General features: G+C 67.7%; 17 protein-coding genes. 7 read left to right on the forward strand and 10 right to left on the reverse strand.

The features are described from left to right. Positions 1–60: 60 nt before the first annotated feature. Positions 61–744 carry an NnrU family protein gene (locus tag O9281_RS11120; RefSeq protein WP_298185708.1) on the forward strand — a complete coding sequence of 228 codons (684 nt, stop codon included), beginning with the start codon at positions 61–63 and terminating at the stop codon, positions 742–744. A gap of 28 nt (positions 745–772) precedes the next feature. On the opposite strand, the gene O9281_RS11125 is transcribed toward O9281_RS11120, so the two are convergent. The 4 genes from O9281_RS11125 to dxs form a co-directional block, all read right to left on the reverse strand. Further along, entirely contained in the window at positions 773–1,270 is a 498-nt protein-coding gene (locus O9281_RS11125; protein WP_298185711.1) for a cupin domain-containing protein, read from the reverse strand. A 73-nt stretch (positions 1,271–1,343) separates the two neighbouring features. Then, complete coding sequence (locus O9281_RS11130; RefSeq protein ID WP_298185714.1) at positions 1,344–2,102, reverse strand: iron-containing redox enzyme family protein; 759 nt, start codon at positions 2,100–2,102, stop codon at positions 1,344–1,346. A 224-nt stretch (positions 2,103–2,326) separates the two neighbouring features. After that, a complete protein-coding gene (locus O9281_RS11135; protein ID WP_298185716.1) occupies positions 2,327–2,884 on the reverse strand; it encodes a hypothetical protein in 558 nt (185 codons plus the stop codon). Position 2,885: 1 nt separating this feature from the next. Next, positions 2,886–4,808, reverse strand: a complete 1,923-nt coding sequence (dxs, locus tag O9281_RS11140; protein ID WP_298185719.1) for a 1-deoxy-D-xylulose-5-phosphate synthase — start codon at positions 4,806–4,808, stop codon at positions 2,886–2,888. 83 nt (positions 4,809–4,891) lie between these two features. Here dxs and O9281_RS11145 point away from each other — a divergent pair, with 83 nt between their 5' ends. Then, the gene (locus O9281_RS11145) at positions 4,892–5,278 is read left to right on the forward strand and encodes a VOC family protein (protein WP_298185723.1); all 387 of its coding nucleotides are present in this window, start codon (positions 4,892–4,894) and stop codon (positions 5,276–5,278) included. 13 nt (positions 5,279–5,291) lie between these two features. Here O9281_RS11145 and O9281_RS11150 read toward each other — a convergent pair whose 3' ends face one another. The 6 genes from O9281_RS11150 to rpe all read right to left on the reverse strand — a co-directional run bounded on the left by O9281_RS11150 (position 5,292) and on the right by rpe (position 10,883). Next, positions 5,292–5,753, reverse strand: coding sequence for a Fur family transcriptional regulator (locus O9281_RS11150; protein ID WP_298185726.1), 462 nt, complete (start codon positions 5,751–5,753; stop codon positions 5,292–5,294). Between the two features lie 20 nt (positions 5,754–5,773). Continuing rightward, positions 5,774–6,451: a peptide-methionine (S)-S-oxide reductase MsrA gene (gene msrA / locus O9281_RS11155; protein WP_298185729.1), complete on the reverse strand. Its 678-nt coding sequence runs from the start codon at positions 6,449–6,451 to the stop codon at positions 5,774–5,776. 7 nt (positions 6,452–6,458) lie between these two features. Then, on the reverse strand, positions 6,459–6,620 hold the full coding sequence (locus tag O9281_RS11160; protein ID WP_298185732.1) for a hypothetical protein: 162 nt from the start codon (positions 6,618–6,620) through the stop codon (positions 6,459–6,461). A gap of 135 nt (positions 6,621–6,755) precedes the next feature. After that, positions 6,756–8,345: a bifunctional phosphoribosylaminoimidazolecarboxamide formyltransferase/IMP cyclohydrolase gene (gene purH / locus O9281_RS11165; protein WP_298185735.1), complete on the reverse strand. Its 1,590-nt coding sequence runs from the start codon at positions 8,343–8,345 to the stop codon at positions 6,756–6,758. Positions 8,346–8,352: 7 nt separating this feature from the next. Further along, on the reverse strand, positions 8,353–10,218 hold the full coding sequence (locus O9281_RS11170; RefSeq protein ID WP_298185737.1) for a heparinase II/III-family protein: 1,866 nt from the start codon (positions 10,216–10,218) through the stop codon (positions 8,353–8,355). A 2-nt stretch (positions 10,219–10,220) separates the two neighbouring features. Beyond that, on the reverse strand, positions 10,221–10,883 hold the full coding sequence (gene rpe, locus O9281_RS11175; RefSeq protein ID WP_298185739.1) for a ribulose-phosphate 3-epimerase: 663 nt from the start codon (positions 10,881–10,883) through the stop codon (positions 10,221–10,223). 162 nt (positions 10,884–11,045) lie between these two features. On the opposite strand from rpe, the gene O9281_RS11180 reads away from it, so the two are divergent. The 5 genes from O9281_RS11180 to O9281_RS11200 all read left to right on the forward strand — a co-directional run bounded on the left by O9281_RS11180 (position 11,046) and on the right by O9281_RS11200 (position 16,499). Beyond that, the gene (locus O9281_RS11180; RefSeq protein WP_298185742.1) at positions 11,046–11,927 is read left to right on the forward strand and encodes a hypothetical protein; all 882 of its coding nucleotides are present in this window, start codon (positions 11,046–11,048) and stop codon (positions 11,925–11,927) included. Beyond that, a complete protein-coding gene (locus O9281_RS11185; protein ID WP_298185745.1) occupies positions 11,927–12,190 on the forward strand; it encodes a PqqD family protein in 264 nt (87 codons plus the stop codon). Before O9281_RS11180 ends, O9281_RS11185 begins: the two co-directional genes overlap by 1 nt. Continuing rightward, the gene (locus O9281_RS11190; RefSeq protein WP_298185747.1) at positions 12,190–12,585 is read left to right on the forward strand and encodes a lasso peptide biosynthesis B2 protein; all 396 of its coding nucleotides are present in this window, start codon (positions 12,190–12,192) and stop codon (positions 12,583–12,585) included. The genes O9281_RS11185 and O9281_RS11190 overlap by 1 nt, the downstream gene beginning before the upstream one ends. A gap of 370 nt (positions 12,586–12,955) precedes the next feature. Next, positions 12,956–14,740 carry an asparagine synthase-related protein gene (locus tag O9281_RS11195; protein WP_298185750.1) on the forward strand — a complete coding sequence of 595 codons (1,785 nt, stop codon included), beginning with the start codon at positions 12,956–12,958 and terminating at the stop codon, positions 14,738–14,740. A 64-nt stretch (positions 14,741–14,804) separates the two neighbouring features. Next, positions 14,805–16,499 carry an ABC transporter ATP-binding protein gene (locus O9281_RS11200; RefSeq protein WP_298185752.1) on the forward strand — a complete coding sequence of 565 codons (1,695 nt, stop codon included), beginning with the start codon at positions 14,805–14,807 and terminating at the stop codon, positions 16,497–16,499. Positions 16,500–16,581: the final 82 nt, after the last annotated feature.

Below are 16,581 nucleotides of genomic sequence, written 5' to 3' on the forward strand. Positions count from 1 at the left end.
GCTTGCACGGGCCGATGCCTGTGTTAGCTATGTTGACGTCGTAAACATGGGGGCCGAACGATGGACCAGCCGCTTGCTAACCTGATCGCCGCTTCGGCCGCTTTTGTCGGCAGTCACTTCGCCATGTCGCATCCCTTGCGGGCCGGTCTGGTCGGCAAGCTGGGGGACAAGGGGTTCCAGGCGGTCTATTCGCTGGTTTCGCTGGGGACCATGGCCTGGATGGTGCTGGCCTTCCGTGCGATCGAACCGGGCGGCGTGCCGCTGTGGGATGGCACGGCGCAGTTGCCCTGGGCGATCGGGACCGTACTGATGCTGCTGGCCAGCGTACTGTTCGTCGGCAGCCTGTTCGGCAATCCGGCGCTACCCGCCCCGGGCGCGGCGGCACTGGCCGACAAGCCGGTGCACGGTGTGTTCCATGTCACCCGTCACCCGATGATGTGGGGCTTTGCGCTGTGGGCGCTTGCGCACATCATCGTCAGCCCCACCCCGCGCTGCCTGGTGCTGTGCGGCGCGATCGGCCTCCTTGCGCTGGTCGGTTCGCACATGCAGGACCGCAAGAAGGAAGCCCTGATGGGCGCGGCCTGGGCTGGGTGGGAAGCCAGGACCAGCTATTGGCCGCGCCTTGGCGGACTGGCGAGGGCCGGGGCCGTCGCCTGGATCGGCGGGTTGTTGCTCTGGCTGGTCGGCAGCTGGGCGCATATCTCCGCCATCGGCATGGCCGCCGGAATCTGGCGCTGGTTCTAGCACCAGATTCCCTGCCACCCTGCCAGTTTCAGGCGTGTTCGACCACGTCCTCGCCAGCTGCGGCCAGCCGGGTGCGCTTGTCATAATCGCCCAGCACGGCCTTGGTCAGCCCGAAGTCGGTGATCGCCAGGATCGTCAGCGGTTCGCTGTCCGAGAGGTTGCGTGACTGGTGGAACACCCAGCGCGGCACGAAGGCCAGCCCGCCGGGTTCCAGCACCAGCCGGTCCTCGCCGATCCGCACTTCGGCCTTGCCGCTGATTACGTAGAACAGTGATTCATGGGCGTGCTTGTGCAGTTCGTTGTTGGCAGCCGGGGCGATCCGCACTACCCGCGCATCAAACGCCTGGGTGCCGGGGAAATCGAGTACGTCGACCGAGAAGTCGATGCCCAGCTTGGGGTTCTGGTTGCGATAGATCTCGCGATGCGAGTTGACGAGATCGGCGTGAAAGGCGCTGGCGGGATTGCCCTCGGCCAGCGGCTTGCGATCTTCGATGTTGCGGATCAGGTCCAGCAGATCGGCGTTCATGATCGGGATGTCCTTGCAGAGAAAGGCCTGGCCCGATCGGCGAACCGACCGGGCCAAGGAGCCCAGGCAATCGTCAGGCCAGCGCCAGTTCGCGCTGGCCGGCCTTGGTCAGCGCCCGCTCGTGTAGCCAGTCCCAGAAGGATGAGCGGAGCGATAGCGCCTTGATCATGCCCCGGCGCAGGTCGCCCTTGCCGCTCGGCGTCGCGGCGAAAGCCAGGGAGATTTCCTCCAGCGCTTCCTGGTGGTGATCGTCCACCGCGGTGTGCAGCGGGAAGAACACCGTATCGCGCGGCGCGAGATCGGTCCGGGCGATGGCCTGGACAAAGGGCACATAGATCGTGCTGACGATGTTCTCGGTCCCCAGCCCCAGGGCACCCAGCGCTTCGGCGGCCGTTCCATAGGTCAGCGTGGCCAGAAACGATTCCCGCCAGCAAACCAGTTCGATTGCCTCGTTCTCCGGATCATGCGGCGTGGTGATGCCGGTCGCCTCGCGGAAGCGGCGGAACAGCTGCGGATGTGGAATCCCCTCGATCCACTCGCGCTGAACGCCGATTGCCGCCAGTTCGGCCAGCTCCTCTTCGTCGTAGTGCCCCGATTCCTCGGTCAGGTTCTGCAGCAGGCTGGTGCGATGCGCCGGTACTTCCAGCTTGGAGATGACCGTGGTCAGGTAGCGCGGAAAGTGCAGCGAATAGCCATAGTAGTGATCGGCAAAGTCACGCAGGGCCCAGTCCACGTCAGGCAGATCGCCATTGCCCAGGGCTTTCAGATAGGGATGATTGACGGCGCGGTGCGCCAGCGATTCCTCGATAAGATCCTTGATGGAAAGGGACACAAAACCTCCAGGTGTTACGCATTTCTGTTTTCGGGATTGGGGTTTCATGCGTGACGATTTGACCAAGGAGGCGGCGCATAGCCGGGGGCGCAGCGGGGCGTCAGCCGCAGCATGGCACCGGTACATCGGGGTCAGGTAGGCTTGTGAATCAGAACCTTACGCGCAGCGAAGTCGAGTAAGAGCGGTGGTCGAGCAACGTGCCAACCCTGCCGTTCCCCTTCTGATCAGGCTTGGCCCTCGGCTGCCGCTACCCGCGCTGCCAGGTCGCGTTCGAACCTGGTTGGCACGATATGGGCGTTGATCGCGGCGAAGATTTCAGCCTTCGAGGCGTTGTATTGCGCGGTCCAGATCCAGGCATCGCCAAAGAAGGGGCGCGCCTGGCTGCCGTTGATCCGATAGATAAAGCGCCGCAGCGGGCGCTCGATCGGATACTTGGCCGGCTTGTGCAGAAACAGCATGATCCGGCCGCTGTCCAGTCCGGCTTTACGGATCGAGCGCAGCGGAATGGCGCGCGCGGAATGGGCGCGCAGCAGCAGCCCGTCGCCATCGATCCGCAGCTGGACCCGGCGGTCGATCAGGGAGCGTAGCAAGCCCAGGAGTGCGTCGCCGAAGAACAGCAGGCCAATCGCGCCAAGCATTGCCACGAACAGGCTGTTGCCACGAACCCCGCCGACGAGCAGTACAGCCGAGAATGCCGCAAAGGGTGCGACCAGCAGCACCCAGCCCAGCAGCTTCGGGATCGAATAGCGCGCCTCGAACGGAGCAGCTGCGCCCTCCGCCATGTCAGGCGCGCGCTTCCTCGATCCCGGCCGAATTGTGGCGTAGCGCCTTCAGCACGGCTTCGACGATCTGCGGGGCATTGAGCCCGGCCTCGTCATACTGCTTGTCGGGCGCATCGTGATCCTGGAACGTGTCGGGCAGGCGCATGGTGCGGATCTTCAGGCCGGCATCGAGCAGCCCCTCGTCGCTGGCCATGGTCAGCACGTGGGCACCCAGCCCGCCGATCGCGCCTTCCTCCACCGTCACCACGACCTCGTGGCTGGCCATCAGGCGGCGGATCAGGTCGGTATCGAGCGGCTTGGCAAAGCGCAGGTCGGCCACCGTGGTCGACAGCCCGCGTGCTTCCAGCGCATCGGCCGCCTTGAGCGCTTCGGCCAGGCGTGTGCCGAGCGAGAGCAGCGCCACCTTGGTCCCTTCACGCACCACCCGGCCCTTGCCGATTTCCAGCCGCTCGGGAACCTCGGGCAGCGGCACGCCCACGCCATTGCCGCGCGGATAGCGGAAGGCGATCGGGCCGCTGTCATGGAGGGCAGCGGTATAGGTCATGTGGACCAGCTCGGCCTCGTCGGCCGCGGCCATCACCACCATGTTGGGCAAGGTGGCGAGGTAAGTGATGTCGAAACTGCCCGCGTGGGTCGCGCCATCGGCACCGACCAGCCCGGCGCGGTCAATCGCGAAGCGGACCGGCAGGTTCTGGATCGCGACGTCATGCACCACCTGGTCGAAGGCGCGCTGCAGGAAGGTGGAATAGATCGCGGCGAAGGGCCGCATGCCCTCGGCGGCTAGGCCCGCGGCAAAGGTGACCGCGTGCTGTTCGGCAATGCCCACGTCAAAGCTGCGATCGGGATGCGCCTTGGCGAACTTGTCCACCCCGGTCCCGCTCGGCATGGCGGCGGTGATCGCGCAGATTGTCGGATCGCTGTCGGCCAGCTTGGCCAGAGTTTCCCCGAAGACGTTCTGATAGGCCGGGGCCTTGGCCACCGCCTTGACCTGTTCGCCGGTGATCACGTCGAATTTCTGGACGCCGTGATACTTGTCGGCGCTGGCCTCGGCGGGCGCATAGCCCTTGCCCTTCTGCGTCACGACATGGATCAGGCACGGCCCTTCGGCAGCATCGCGCACGTTCTCCAGCACCGGGATCAGGTGATCGAGGTTATGCCCGTCGATCGGGCCGACATAGTAGAAGCCCAGTTCCTCGAACAGGGTGCCGCCCATGGCCATGCCGCGGGCAAATTCGTCGGTCTTGCGGGCGGCAACGTGCAGCGGCTCGGGCAGCTTGCGTGATAGCTTGCGGGCCACTTCGCGGAGTTCCAGGAACGGGCGCGAGGAGACGATCTTGGCGAGGTAGGCCGAAAGCCCGCCCACCGGTGGCGCGATCGACATGTCGTTGTCATTCAGGATCACGACCAGCCGGTTGCCGGCCTGTTCGGCGTTGTTCATCGCCTCATAGGCCATGCCGGCGCTCATCGCCCCGTCGCCGATCACGGCAATGCCCTTGCCCGGCTTGCCCTGCAGCTTGGAGGCCACGGCAAAGCCCAGCGCAGCCGAGATCGAGGTGGAGCTGTGCGCCGCGCCGAACGGATCGTATTCGCTTTCGCTGCGCTTGGTGAAGCCCGACAGGCCGCCGCCCTGGCGCAGGGTGCGGATCCGGTCGCGTCGCCCGGTGATGATCTTGTGCGGATAGGCCTGGTGGCCCACGTCCCAGACCAGCTTGTCGTCCGGCGTGTTGAACACATAGTGGATCGCGACGGTCAGTTCGACCACGCCCAGCCCCGAGCCGAGATGGCCCCCGGTGGTGCCCACGGCGCTGATCATCTCCGTGCGCAGTTCATCGGCCAGCTGGCGGAGCTGGTCGGGCGCAAGGCGGCGCAGATCGGCCGGGACGTTTACGGTATCTAGCAGCGGAGTTGCGGGATTCTCACTCATCCACCAGCCCTTACACGCTTGAAATAGTGGTGTCGATTGAGACTATCGGGCAGGAACGGTGCAGGATTGCTGGAGAACCTGTCATGAGCCTGCCCCAAGCTGCCGCGCCCGTCTGTTTCGTGCTCACCGCCGACCGGACCCGGTCGAAACCGTTCTATGCCGAAGTGCTGGGACTGCGGCTGCTGGGGGAAGATGCCCATGCCGCTACCTTCGACCTCGGCAACCGCACACCGCTGCGGCTGACCGACATGCCGGGCCATCGGGGGACGGGCCATACCGTGGTGGGCTGGAACGTGGCCGATATCGTCGGCACGGCGCGGGCCTTGCGGGCGAAGGGCGTGACCTTCACCATTTACGACGGGTTCGGCCAGGATGCCGACGGCATCTGGCATTCGCCGGATGGCGGGGCGAAGGTGGCCTGGTTTCCCGATCCCGACGGCAACCTGCTCAGCCTGACCCAGTTCGGCTGACGGCGCGATCCCGCTAGCTGCAGCGCGCGCAGACCCCGCGCAGTTCCACCACCGGGCGGATATCGGCGAAGCCCGCGCCGTGGGCAGCCGCGACCAGCGCGCCGGTCAGCCGATCATCGTCGATGTGTTCGGCCCGGCCGCAGACATCGCAGATCAGGAAGATGCAATCGTGGCGGCAGCCGGGGTGGCTGTTGGCGATATAGGCATTGGCGCTTTCGACCCGGCGGGCGAGGTTGGTCTTCACGAACAGGTCGAGAATCCGGTAGACCGAGTTGGCCGCCACCCGCTTGCCCCGCCCCTTGGAGACGTTCTCGGCAATGTCATAGGCGGACACCGGGCGATCCTGCGCGGCGAGGGCGTGGAACACCTCGGCCCGCATGTCGGTCCATTGCTCGCCCGCAGCAGTCAGCGCGCGGCGCGCGGCTTCGATCAGGCCGGGGCCGGAATGTTCGTGATGGTTGTGCAGGCTTGCCATGCGGCCGTTATAGGCCCAGCTCAGCCCTTGGTGAAGCCCGGCTTGAAAAAGCCCGGAAACCGGCGCTTCAGCGCCCGCACCTTGGCCACGTCCCAGGCCTGGATGTAGGGGTGCCGGGGGTTCTTCAGCATGAAGTCCTGGTGATAGGCCTCGGCCGGATAGAACTTGCGCAGCGGCTCGATCCCCGTGACGATCGGCCGCTTCCAGATGCCCGAAGCCCGCATTTGCGCCAGGTAGGCACTGGCGACCAGCCGCTGCTCCTCGCTGACCGGAACCAGCGCGGCCCGGTACTGGGTGCCTTCGTCCGGCCCCTGGCGGTTCTTCAGCGTGGGATCGGCCACCACCGAGAAGAAGATCCGCACCAGCTGGTCATAACGCACCACGGCGGGATCGTAGGTCACCTGCACCGCCTCGGCATGATCGGTCAGGCCTGTGCTGACGAGGTCGTAAGTCGCGCTCCGGGCTGTGCCACCGTGGTACCCGGTGAGGACCGAAGTGACCCCCTGGACGTGGCTGAACACACCCTCAACGCCCCAGAAGCAGCCCCCGGCGAAGACCGCGGTCTTCAGCCCAGGCGCTTCCTTGGCCTGGCGGGCGGCAGCGGGCGCGAGGACGTCAACCTCGCCCGCGCTGGCGGCAACTGGCTGGCAAATGGCGGCGAGCGCCAGAACGATGGAAAAGGCAAGGCCGCGCCTCACCGGGGGATCACCGGGTCCGGTCGGGCAAGGGCGCGGCTTCGGCCTTGGGGATCACCTTGCCGGTGATGCCGTCTTCGCTTTGCGCCCAGAGCGAACCGACCAGCAGCACGGTGCCAAGGGCAAAGCCAAGGCCCAGCGAACGGAACAGGTCGGGTTTGAACAGGCCCATGAGGATCGCAATCCGAAGAAGCGTTATCGATGCGATGGCTCTCCTGCCGAAATTCGCCTTACCGTCGAGTGAACAATCGCGAAACCTGCCCGGCCGAGCGGCGAAGCGAGCAGGGCTTGCGGCAAAGCGATGGCGTCAGTGGCGGAAGTGGCGCATTCCGGTGAAGACCATCGCCAGCCCTGCCGCGTCGGCGGCGGCGATCACCTCTTCGTCGCGAATCGAGCCACCCGGCTGGATCACCGCCGTGGCGCCAGCCTCGGCCGCGGCCAGCAGGCCATCGGCGAAGGGGAAGAAGGCATCGGAGGCAACCGCGCTGCCGACCGCGCGGCTTTGCGCCCAGCCGAACTTTTCCGCAGCCTCGGCGGCCTTCATCGCGGCGATGCGCGACGAATCGCGGCGGTTCATCTGCCCCGCGCCGATCCCCGCGGTGATTCCGTCCTTGGCATAGACGATGGCGTTGGACTTGACGTGGCGGGCTACCGTCCAGGCAAACAGGCAGTCCTTCAGCTCCTGCTCGGTCGGCGCGCGCTGGGTCACGACCTTCAGGTCATCGCGGCCAATCGCGCCATTGTCGCGGCTCTGGACCAGCAATCCGCCGGTGATCGGCTTGACCATCAGCCCGCCCCGGCGCGGATCGGGCAGATCGCCGGTCAGCAGCAGGCGCAGGTTCTTCTTCTTCGCGAAGGCAGCAATCGCGGCCTCGTCGGCATCGGGGGCCACCACCACTTCGGTGAAGATCTGGCAGATCGCCTCGGCGGTCGGGCCATCGAGGGTCGTGTTGACCGCCACGATCCCGCCGAAGGCCGAAACATCGTCGCACTGCAGCGCGCCCTGCCAGGCATCGAGCAGGCTGGCACCCTGGGCCACGCCGCAGGGGTTGGCGTGCTTGACGATCACCACCGCCGGGTCCTGGCCGCGGAACTCGGCGGCCAGTTCCAGCGCCGCATCGGCATCGTTGTAATTGTTGTAGGACAGCTCCTTGCCCTGGAGCTGACGAGCCTGAGCGATCCCGCGACCGTGCGGCCCCTTGGGCAGATAGAGCGCAGCCCGCTGGTGCGGGTTTTCGCCATAGCGCAGCTCGGCCGCGCGGCGGCCCATCACGGCCAGCGTTTCGGGGAAGGTTTCGCCCTGGTCGGCAAAGGCGAACCACTGGCTGATCATCGCGTCATAGGCGGCGGTCGCGGCATAGGCCCGCGCGGCCATCAGGCGGCGGAAGTCATAGCGGGTCGCCCCGCCGGTTTCCTCAAGTTCGGCCAGCAGGCCGGGATAGTCCGCCGGGTCGGTGACGATCGTCACATAGGCGTGGTTCTTGGCTGCCGAACGGACCATGGAGGGACCGCCGATGTCGATGTTCTCGATGATCTCGTCGCGGTCGGCGCCCTTGGCCACGGTCGCTTCGAAGGGATAGAGGTTGACTACCACCAGGTCGATCGCGCCGATTTCGTGTTCGGCCATGGCAGCGGCGTGTTCGGGGTTGTCGCGCACGGCCAGCAGCCCACCGTGGACCTTGGGGTGCAGGGTCTTGACCCGCCCGTCCATCATCTCGGGAAAGCCGGTCAGCTCCGAGATGTCCTTTACCGCCAGCCCCGCATCACGCAGCGCCTTGGCCGTGCCGCCGGTCGACACCAGTTCCACCCCGCGCGCAGCCAGGGCCTGGCCCAGTTCCACCAGCCCGGCCTTGTCGGACACCGAAAGCAGCGCCCGGTGGATCGTAACCTCGGTCATGTAAATGCTACCCCATTTTCTTCAGCAGCCAGGCAAAGTTGCCGCCGCCGCGTGATACCAGGCCCTGCAGCACCAGTTGCTGCACGGGCTGCGGGCGGCCCTGGCCGTCCGCCCAGATGCTTTCTTCCACCGTGACCTGGCCCCCGGCGCGGAACTGCCAGTAGGAGCCATCGGGCAGGGCGAGGCCCGCACCCTGGCCATCCTCGGCCAGGCCAACCTCGATCCCCGGCCCCAGGTGGAACCGGATCGCGAAGGCGACCTTGCCGCTCTTGCCCTTGCCCCCGGCGGGAACCAGCAGGTCTTCGCCGCGCAGCTCGGTGCCCTCGTCGCGCAGGATCAGGATCCGGCGGTGCGTGAGGCCATAGCGCGCGACATAGCCGTTGTGACTGGCTTCGAGCCGGGTCGCGCCGGTCAGCTTTTCGCCCGCCAGGGTGCGCCGATCGACCTCGACCTCGGATACGCCGCCGCCGATCCGGCCATTGATCAGGATCGCGGTGGAATTGGCATCGTCCAGCACCAGCGTCGAATGGGCGGCCGTGGCGCGCAGGCCCTGTTCCAGCCGCACCGGTATCAGCCCGCCCGCGCTCGCCGCGCCGCCGCAGTTGACGATCAGCCGCTGGCCGTGGTGCGACAGCTCGAAGGCCAGGGTAGAAGCGCAGCCCGATCGGGCATGCTTGGCCAGCGGCGGTGGGGCGGCATCGAATTGCAGGATCGATTTCTGCGCCACGACCCGCTGATAGCCCCACTGCCGCACATCGCGCAGCGGCCGGGTGCGCACGCCCGATGCGGCGATCAGCGCGGCGAGGTCGGCGGCATCGACGGCCCAGCCGCCCTGCCAGGAACCGAGCGAGCCATCGCCGTGAGTCAGCGCCAGCAGAGGCGGCACCAGCAGCGCCAGGATCGCCTCGAGCGCGGCGGGCGGATCGCGCCGTACCGCCTGGTAGCAGGCGCGCAGCTTCACGATCAGCGCGATCGCTTCCATCTGGGCCAGCGAGCTGCGCGACAGGACGCCGCCATCATCGCCGACCAGTTCGCCCAGTGCCTTGATCAGCCCCGCCTCGCCAAACAGGCGGCGCGGCTTGCCATCGGGCAGCAGCAGCCCGGCAGCCACGATCCCGCACCAGCCGGCCACTTCGCCCAGCAGGTCCTCGGCCCGACCAACGTTCTTGTCGAGCCAGCGGGCGGTCTCGGTCATGGCCGCCAGCACGCGCGCACGCTGGGCCTTGTCGTTGCCCGACAGGATCAGCGGGGCATGGACCAGCCAGTTGAGTTCGCGCAGGCCGGCATTGGCCACGGTCCAGGCCGGCCCCTTGCCGGGGCGGGACGGAGGCGCGGGATTGGCGGCCAGCCAGGCGGCCAGCACCCGTTCGGCCACCGGCACCACCTGTTCGCGCGGCGCGGCGGCTTCGAGGTCCGCCAGCCAGGCAAACGAATGGACCACCCGCTCAAGCGGGGGCGCGAGCCGAGCTGCCCCGGCAAAGTCGATCTGGGTGATCGGGGCCTTGACCCCGTGGACCATGAAGTGCCCGGCGCGCAGCGCGGTGCCCGCCACCTTGCTGCCCGGCAGCGGGTTGAGCACCGTGGCCAGCAGGCGCGGCTTGGCCGGCTTGCGGAACGGCGCGGCGAGTGTCGGCCCCGGCACGCCCAGGCGATAGGCCAGGCGGATCAGCCGCTCCCCGGCGGCGAGGGCAGGGGGCGAGAAATCGGCCAGGGCCAGCGCCCGGCCCGGTTCGATCAGTTCGCTGGGCGGTGCGGACGCAGGGGCGGCGGCAATCACCGAGGCTTCGCTGCCATCGCCCAGCGGGATCGCCATGTCGGGCTCACTGCTACCGGGCAGGCTATCGTCGCGGGTTGGGGCCATCGCCTCGGCCATGCTCAGCCCGCGCCCTTCAGCGCCGCGATATTGGCGGCGTAACGCTCCGGCCCGCCGCGGAAAGTGGCCGTGCCGGCCACCAGCACGTCGGCCCCAGCGGCGACGCAGAGCTTTGCGGTTTCGACATCGACCCCGCCATCGACCTCCAGCCGGATGTCGCGCCCGCTCTTGTCGATCGCCTTGCGCACGGCCTCGATCTTGCGCAGCTGGCTGGAAATGAAGCTCTGCCCGCCGAACCCGGGATTGACGCTCATCACCAGCACCAGGTCGATGCCGTCGATCAGGTAGTCCAGCATCTTGGCGGGCGTGCCGGGATTGAGCGAGACGCCGGCCAGCTTGCCCAGGCCCTTGATCGCCTGGACCGTGCGGTGAATGTGCGGCCCGGCCTCGGGGTGGACGGTGATGATATCGGCCCCGGCCTCGGCAAAGGCGGCCAGATAGCTGTCTACCGGGCTGATCATCAGGTGCACGTCCAGCGGCTTGGCCGTGTGCGGGCGCAGCGCCTTCACCACCATCGGCCCGATGGTGATGTTGGGCACGAAATGCCCGTCCATCACGTCGACATGGATCCAGTCGGCCCCGGCGGCGTCAACAGCGCGCACTTCCTCACCCAGCCGGGCGAAGTCGGCAGACAGGATCGATGGTGAAATCAGCGGTGCGGGCATGGCTGCGGCACTGGCCTCCCTTTACCGGCGCTTACCCACCACATCTGGTAGCGACAACCGCACGGCCGCCGTTTTCCACACGGTATCTCGCGTTTTCTTCGTGGCGGCGACCTGGCGTCATGGCGGTTGACCGGTTGTTGGCGGCGCGGCACAGCGGCAGGGATGATTGCCGAGCGCACTCCCGAACAGGCCCAGGCCCTGCTGGCCCGCGAAACGCGCTGGCGGCGCGGCCCGGTTCCGCACGAACTGGGCGGGATTGCGGTGGCGCCGGGTTTCAAGTGCATCGCCGAAGGTTGTTTCCTGCTGCGGTGCGAGAGCGGCTATGGCTACCTCTATCGGCCGGGCGAGGGGATCACGGTTGAACGGCCCGACCAGGCCGATTCGGACGAGGAATTGCTGTGGCTCAACGGCAGTGTCTATGCGGCGGTTGCCTGCCTTAACGGCTTTCTGCCGTTCCATGCCTCGGCGGTGGCGCACCGGGACCGGGTGATTGCCTTCACCGGCGCAACCGGGGCGGGCAAATCGACCCTGGTGGCGGGCCTGGGGGCGAAGGGTTTTCCGCTGTTCTGCGACGATACGCTGCTGGTCGACCTGGCCTGCGCGGACCGGGTGCTGTGCATGCCCGGCCACAAGCGGCTGAAGCTGTTGCCCGATGCGCTGGACCTGACCGGCAGCGTCGCGGTCCAGGCGGTGGGCGCGGAGACGGGCAAGCATTATGCCCGGCCCGCGGCGGGCGATGTCGGTCAGCCCTTGCCGCTCGATACGCTGGTGTTCCTGGCCGAGGGGCCGGAACTGGGCTGGGAGCCGATCCGCGGAGCGGAGCGGTTCGCCTTGCTCGAGGACGATCACTACACCCAGGACATCTTCCGTGAAGCGGCGCGGCTGGACCGGGCCGAACTGTTCGCGCTGCGGGCCCGGATCGCCGGGCAGATCCGCATGGTCCGCCTGACCCGCCCCCGCTCGCGCGAAGGATTTGCCGCTTCGCTCGATTTTGTGGCAGAGAGGCTCCGGGAATGGGTGGTTTCCTCTACCGGGGTTTACTGATGATACTGGCAAAGGCGGCGGGCTCTTACACAGAGACCGCGATTGACGATGAAATCGTGGTGATGAGCCTGGCGAGCGGGGACTTCTTCTCGCTGACCGGTACGGCGCGCGACATCTGGTTGCGAATCGACGGGACAACCGATCGCGAATCGCTGGTTGCTGGCCTTGCTTCCGATTACGGAGTCTCTGCAGAGGTAATCGGCGCCGACGTCGATGACTTTGTCGCGCAGCTGCGGGGCGCGGGCCTGCTGGCGGCGGGGTGATGCGCTGGCGGCTGCTGGTCGTCGAGGCGCTGGCGCTTCTGGTTCTCGCCCGCTTGCTGGTGGCTGGGCCGCCGCTGGGCTGGTGGCGCCGCTGGCTGGGCCCGGTAGCTGCCGCGGCCCTGGCGGACCTTCCCCAGGCCGCTGACCGGCAACTGGCCCGGGCGGTCGAGCGCGCGACCCAGCGCTTGCCGGGCGGGGCCAAGTGCTTGCCGCGCGCCATGGCGCTCCACTGGATGTTGCGTCGTCGTCAACGGCCCAGCCAGCTGGTCATTGCGGTCTTGCCGGGGCAGGTGCGCGGCGGGGTGGATGATCTCCATGCCTGGATCGAGACTGGCGGTGAAATACTGATCGGGGAACTAGACCAACCGTTTCGTCCGATTGCCCGATTCAACTGAACGTTCTTAACACTAGCATTTGCCTGCATGTCGGTATAAACACCTAAGTGAGAGTTTCTTCCGTGGTTGGAGTGTTAATCGATGTCGCAGCAAAAGATCGTTTCGGGTTGGGCCAAGCCGCAGCTCAGCCGCCTTGGCCAGCTCAAGGATGTTGCCCCGGGCATTCCGGGCGCTACCGAAGGTGGCAGCGGCAAGTCCTGATCCCGACTGCGAAATCTGATGGGCGCCCGGCGGGGGCGTCATGATTGCAGTTGAATGGTTGCGACTCCCGGAGGGCACATTCTCTCCGGGCTCGCTTTCCCAATCCCTTTCGGCGGGCACGGCCCGCTACCCCGTACATCACGATACGCAGACCGCCCGATTCGCGGCCTTGCGCGAGCGGCGCAGCCTCGTCCCATGGCGTCCGGCGCTGGTCGGGCCCTGGCATGTGCTGTTCGCCGGGCATCTCGACAATGCAGCCAGCATCGCCGCGGAGCTTGGGCTCTCTGCCCCCTTGCCGGGTGATGGCGATGGGCTGGCCCGCCTCTATGGCGCAGCGCTGGCAGCCTGGGGCCCGGCTGCAGACCTGCGGCTGATCGGGGAATACGCGACGATCGCGCTCGACGCCGAGCGAGGACACCTGCGTCTGGCGCGCAGTCCACTGCGGGCGCCGCCGCTACACTACCACCTGGCCGATGACCGGGCGATTGCCGCCTCGGTCCCGCGCGCGATCTTTGCCTGCGGGGTGCCGCAACAGCTGGACGAGACCAAGCTGGCCGACATGGCCTGGTTCAACGCCAGCGAGGAGCAGCGCAGCTGGTTTGTCGGCCTGAACCGGGTGCCGCTGGGCAGCACAGTCGAGATCGAGCGCGGTGGTCCGGCGCGGACCCGGCGCTATTACGACTTCTCGGCCATCCCCCGCCAGCCGCGCGCCAGCGCGGCGGAATACCTTGAGCAGGCAAACCGCCTGCTGGCTGAAGGCACCCGTGCCGCCCTGGCCGGATCCAGCCGTCCGGCGGTGATGCTGTCGGGCGGCCTCGATTCGCCGCTCATCGCGCTCAAGGTGCTGGAACAGCGCCCCGATCTGGCCCGGCTGAACGCCTACACGATCGTGCCCGAACCCGGCTGGGGCGGGCTTGACCTGCCCGGACGGTTTACCGACGAACGCCCCCTGGTCGAGGCATTCTGCCGGATGCACCCGCGAATTGCACCGCAGTTCATCGACAATGCTGAAGCCCGCATGGACGACCGGCTTGTCGCGATGTTCATGGCGGTCGGCGGCGCCCCCCAGGGTCTGGCTAACCTGTGGACCTGCCACGCGGCCTGGGATGCGGCCCGCCATGATGGCTGCGACCGGGTGCTGCTGGGCGAATTGGGCAACCTGACGGTCAGTGAATCGGGCAGCTGGGGTTACAGCGAGTACCTGCTGAAGCTGCGCTGGCGGCAGCTATACCGGGCCTTGCGCACGGCGCCGAACGATGACCGATCGCTGTGGCGGCGGTTCCTGGCCCTCGCTGTGCTGCCGATCCTGCCCGACCGCCTGTGGCATTGGCAGGAGCGGCTGCGCGGGCGCGACCACCGCTATGCCGCCTTCTCCGGGCTGCGGCCGGATTACACCGCTGCGCAAGGGGTGGAAGCGCGGGCGATTGCCGCCGGACTGCCCAATCCGCGCCATCCGGTGCGCGACCGGCTGGCGACCTTGCGCGAAGTGCATGACAATGCCTGGGGTGAGTTTTCCGACATCTACCACGGATTTGCCCAGATCCACGGGATCGAGCAGCGCGACCCCACCGCCTATCGCCCGCTGGTCGAATTCTGCGCGGGCCTGCCGACCGACATGTTCCTGCGCGATGGCCAGGAACGCTGGCTGGCGCGTGAACTGCTGCGCGGGGCCATGCCCGAGGAGCAGCGGCTGACCACCCGGACCGGTCGCCACAATGCCGATTGGCACGCCAAGATCGGACGCCAGCGCGAGGACTTCCTGCGCGAGTTGGACAGGCTGGCCGACAATCCCCGGATCGCTGCCATGTTCGACCTCGATCGTGCCCGCGACGCGCTGGAAGACTGGCCGGACAGCGGCGCTGTGAGCGACGCGGTGCGGATCGCCTGCGAAGTGGTGGTGCCGCGCGCAATTATCATGGGTCGGTTCGTCAACTACGTCGAAGGGCGCAACTGACCGGCGCGGTTGGGCCTTGCCTGCGCCGCTGGCAGCGTCAATGAACGTACGGAGGACCCTGCCGATGAAACCCCTTGCCCGCCTGACCGATCCGCGTGTGCGCCATCTGGCGCCGCTGGTCGTCGCGCTGCAGATGCTTGCGGCACTGACTGAAGGGCTGGGGCTGGTCCTGCTGGTGCCGATGCTGGGCCTGCTGGCCGATCCCGGCGACACCGGCGGGGCAGGCCTGGCCGGGCGGCTCGCCGACTTTGGGCTGCCGACCGATCTGGCCAGCCTGCTGGCGCTGTTCGTAATGCTGGTCGCGATCCGGTCGGTGCTGGTGCTGTGGCGCAACCGGGCGGTTCTGGAACTGGAGCTGAAGCTGGTCGATGGCTTGCGGCGGCGAGCCTGGGCCAGCCTGCTCCACGCCGATTGGCGCCTGCTGAGCGCGCTGCGCCGCTCGGACCAGGCCAGCCTGCTGATCTCCAACCTGGATCGGGTGGGGCTGGGCATCAACCAGCTACTGGTGGCCACCACCACGGTTGTCACCCTGCTCGCGCTCGGGCTCGCGGCCCTGGCGATCGCCCCGCTGCTCGCATTGGGCGCCGGCCTGTCGGGCCTGCTGGTTCTGCTCGCCTATCGCGGCCTGCGCCGCCGCGCGACGCAGCTGGGTGAGGCGCTGGGTACGGTCTGGAACCGGCTTCACGCCGTGATCGGCGAATCGCTGGCAGCGCTGCGCACCATCAAGCTGCTGGGCGGTGAGGACCGGGCCGAGGCGGCGGTGATGGACCGGTTCGCAGCCCTGGGTGAGGCGCGCCATGCCTATCTGCGCAGCACGGGCCTGGGGCAACTGTTCCTGCAGACCGTCGGCGCGGCGGCGCTGGCCCTGCTGGTCTGGTTCGGATTGACTGCCTGGAACTTGCCGCTGGCCACGATCCTGCCGATGGTGGCGCTGTTTGCCCGCGCCTTACCCTTGCTTGGCACCTTGCAGGAAGCCTGGCAGCGTTGGCTTCACGCCCGGCCCGCGCTGGCCGCAGCCCAGCAATTGATTGCCGAGACCGATGCCGCGCGGCAGGCCGACCTGCCCGCCGGTCCGCCACCCCGGCTGGAGCGGCTGATCGCGCTGGACCGGGTGCGGGTTCAGTTTGCCGGACAGCCGGCGGCAGCGCTCGAGCAGGTCTCGCTGGAGATCACGGCCGGTTCGATCGTGGCGCTCATCGGGCCATCCGGGGCGGGCAAGAGCACGCTGGCAGACCTGCTGGCTGGCCTGACCGCGCCCGATACCGGCCAGTTGATTCTCGACGGTCAGCCGCTCGATCCGGCCGCGCAGCGGGCCTGGCGCGGGGCGGTGGCCTATGTCGAGCAGGATCCGCTCGTGCTTGCGGCCAGCCTGCGCGACAACCTGCGCTGGGCTGCGCCCGAGGCTGACGATGCCCGGCTGTGGACCGCGCTGGAAGATGCCGCTGCGGCCGCTTTCGTGCGCGACCTGCCAGAGGGGCTCGATACCATGCTGGGTGATGGCGGGCGGCAGCTGTCCGGTGGTGAGCGCCAGCGGCTGATGCTGGCCCGGGCCCTGCTGCGCGATCCGCAGCTGCTGATCCTCGACGAAGCAACCAGTGCCCTCGATCCTGCCAACGAGGCGGCAATCGCCACGGCGCTGGGGCGACTACGCGGACGCATGACGATCGTGCTGATCGCTCATCGCGGCGCGCTGACCCGGCTGGCGGACCGGGTGGTCCGGCTCGAATCCGGGCACGTGGTTGACGAATCCGCCGGTTGATTCCAATTCTTGCCCAATTCACCGGCTATTCAGCGGCCGAATCATAACCGGGGAACAATGAACGGAACCGCGCCCGCCCATT

Source organism: Novosphingobium sp. (assembly GCF_027531025.1).
Taxonomy (GTDB): Bacteria; Pseudomonadota; Alphaproteobacteria; order Sphingomonadales; family Sphingomonadaceae; genus Novosphingobium.

What these genes read in the sequence shown, in the direction of transcription:
- O9281_RS11145 (WP_298185723.1), top strand. Translation starts at nt 4,892, where the DNA reads ATGAGCCTGCCCCAAGCTGCCGCGCCCGTCTGTTTCGTGCTCACCGCC.
- O9281_RS11120 (WP_298185708.1), top strand. Translation starts at nt 61, where the DNA reads ATGGACCAGCCGCTTGCTAACCTGATCGCCGCTTCGGCCGCTTTTGTC.
- rpe (WP_298185739.1), bottom strand. Translation starts at nt 10,883, where the DNA reads ATGCCCGCACCGCTGATTTCACCATCGATCCTGTCTGCCGACTTCGCC.
- O9281_RS11135 (WP_298185716.1), bottom strand. Translation starts at nt 2,884, where the DNA reads ATGGCGGAGGGCGCAGCTGCTCCGTTCGAGGCGCGCTATTCGATCCCG.
- O9281_RS11185 (WP_298185745.1), top strand. Translation starts at nt 11,927, where the DNA reads ATGATACTGGCAAAGGCGGCGGGCTCTTACACAGAGACCGCGATTGAC.
- dxs (WP_298185719.1), bottom strand. Translation starts at nt 4,808, where the DNA reads ATGAGTGAGAATCCCGCAACTCCGCTGCTAGATACCGTAAACGTCCCG.
- O9281_RS11160 (WP_298185732.1), bottom strand. Translation starts at nt 6,620, where the DNA reads ATGGGCCTGTTCAAACCCGACCTGTTCCGTTCGCTGGGCCTTGGCTTT.
- O9281_RS11190 (WP_298185747.1), top strand. Translation starts at nt 12,190, where the DNA reads ATGCGCTGGCGGCTGCTGGTCGTCGAGGCGCTGGCGCTTCTGGTTCTC.
- purH (WP_298185735.1), bottom strand. Translation starts at nt 8,345, where the DNA reads ATGACCGAGGTTACGATCCACCGGGCGCTGCTTTCGGTGTCCGACAAG.
- O9281_RS11200 (WP_298185752.1), top strand. Translation starts at nt 14,805, where the DNA reads ATGAAACCCCTTGCCCGCCTGACCGATCCGCGTGTGCGCCATCTGGCG.
- O9281_RS11180 (WP_298185742.1), top strand. Translation starts at nt 11,046, where the DNA reads ATGATTGCCGAGCGCACTCCCGAACAGGCCCAGGCCCTGCTGGCCCGC.
- O9281_RS11170 (WP_298185737.1), bottom strand. Translation starts at nt 10,218, where the DNA reads ATGGCCGAGGCGATGGCCCCAACCCGCGACGATAGCCTGCCCGGTAGC.
- O9281_RS11125 (WP_298185711.1), bottom strand. Translation starts at nt 1,270, where the DNA reads ATGAACGCCGATCTGCTGGACCTGATCCGCAACATCGAAGATCGCAAG.
- O9281_RS11150 (WP_298185726.1), bottom strand. Translation starts at nt 5,753, where the DNA reads ATGGCAAGCCTGCACAACCATCACGAACATTCCGGCCCCGGCCTGATC.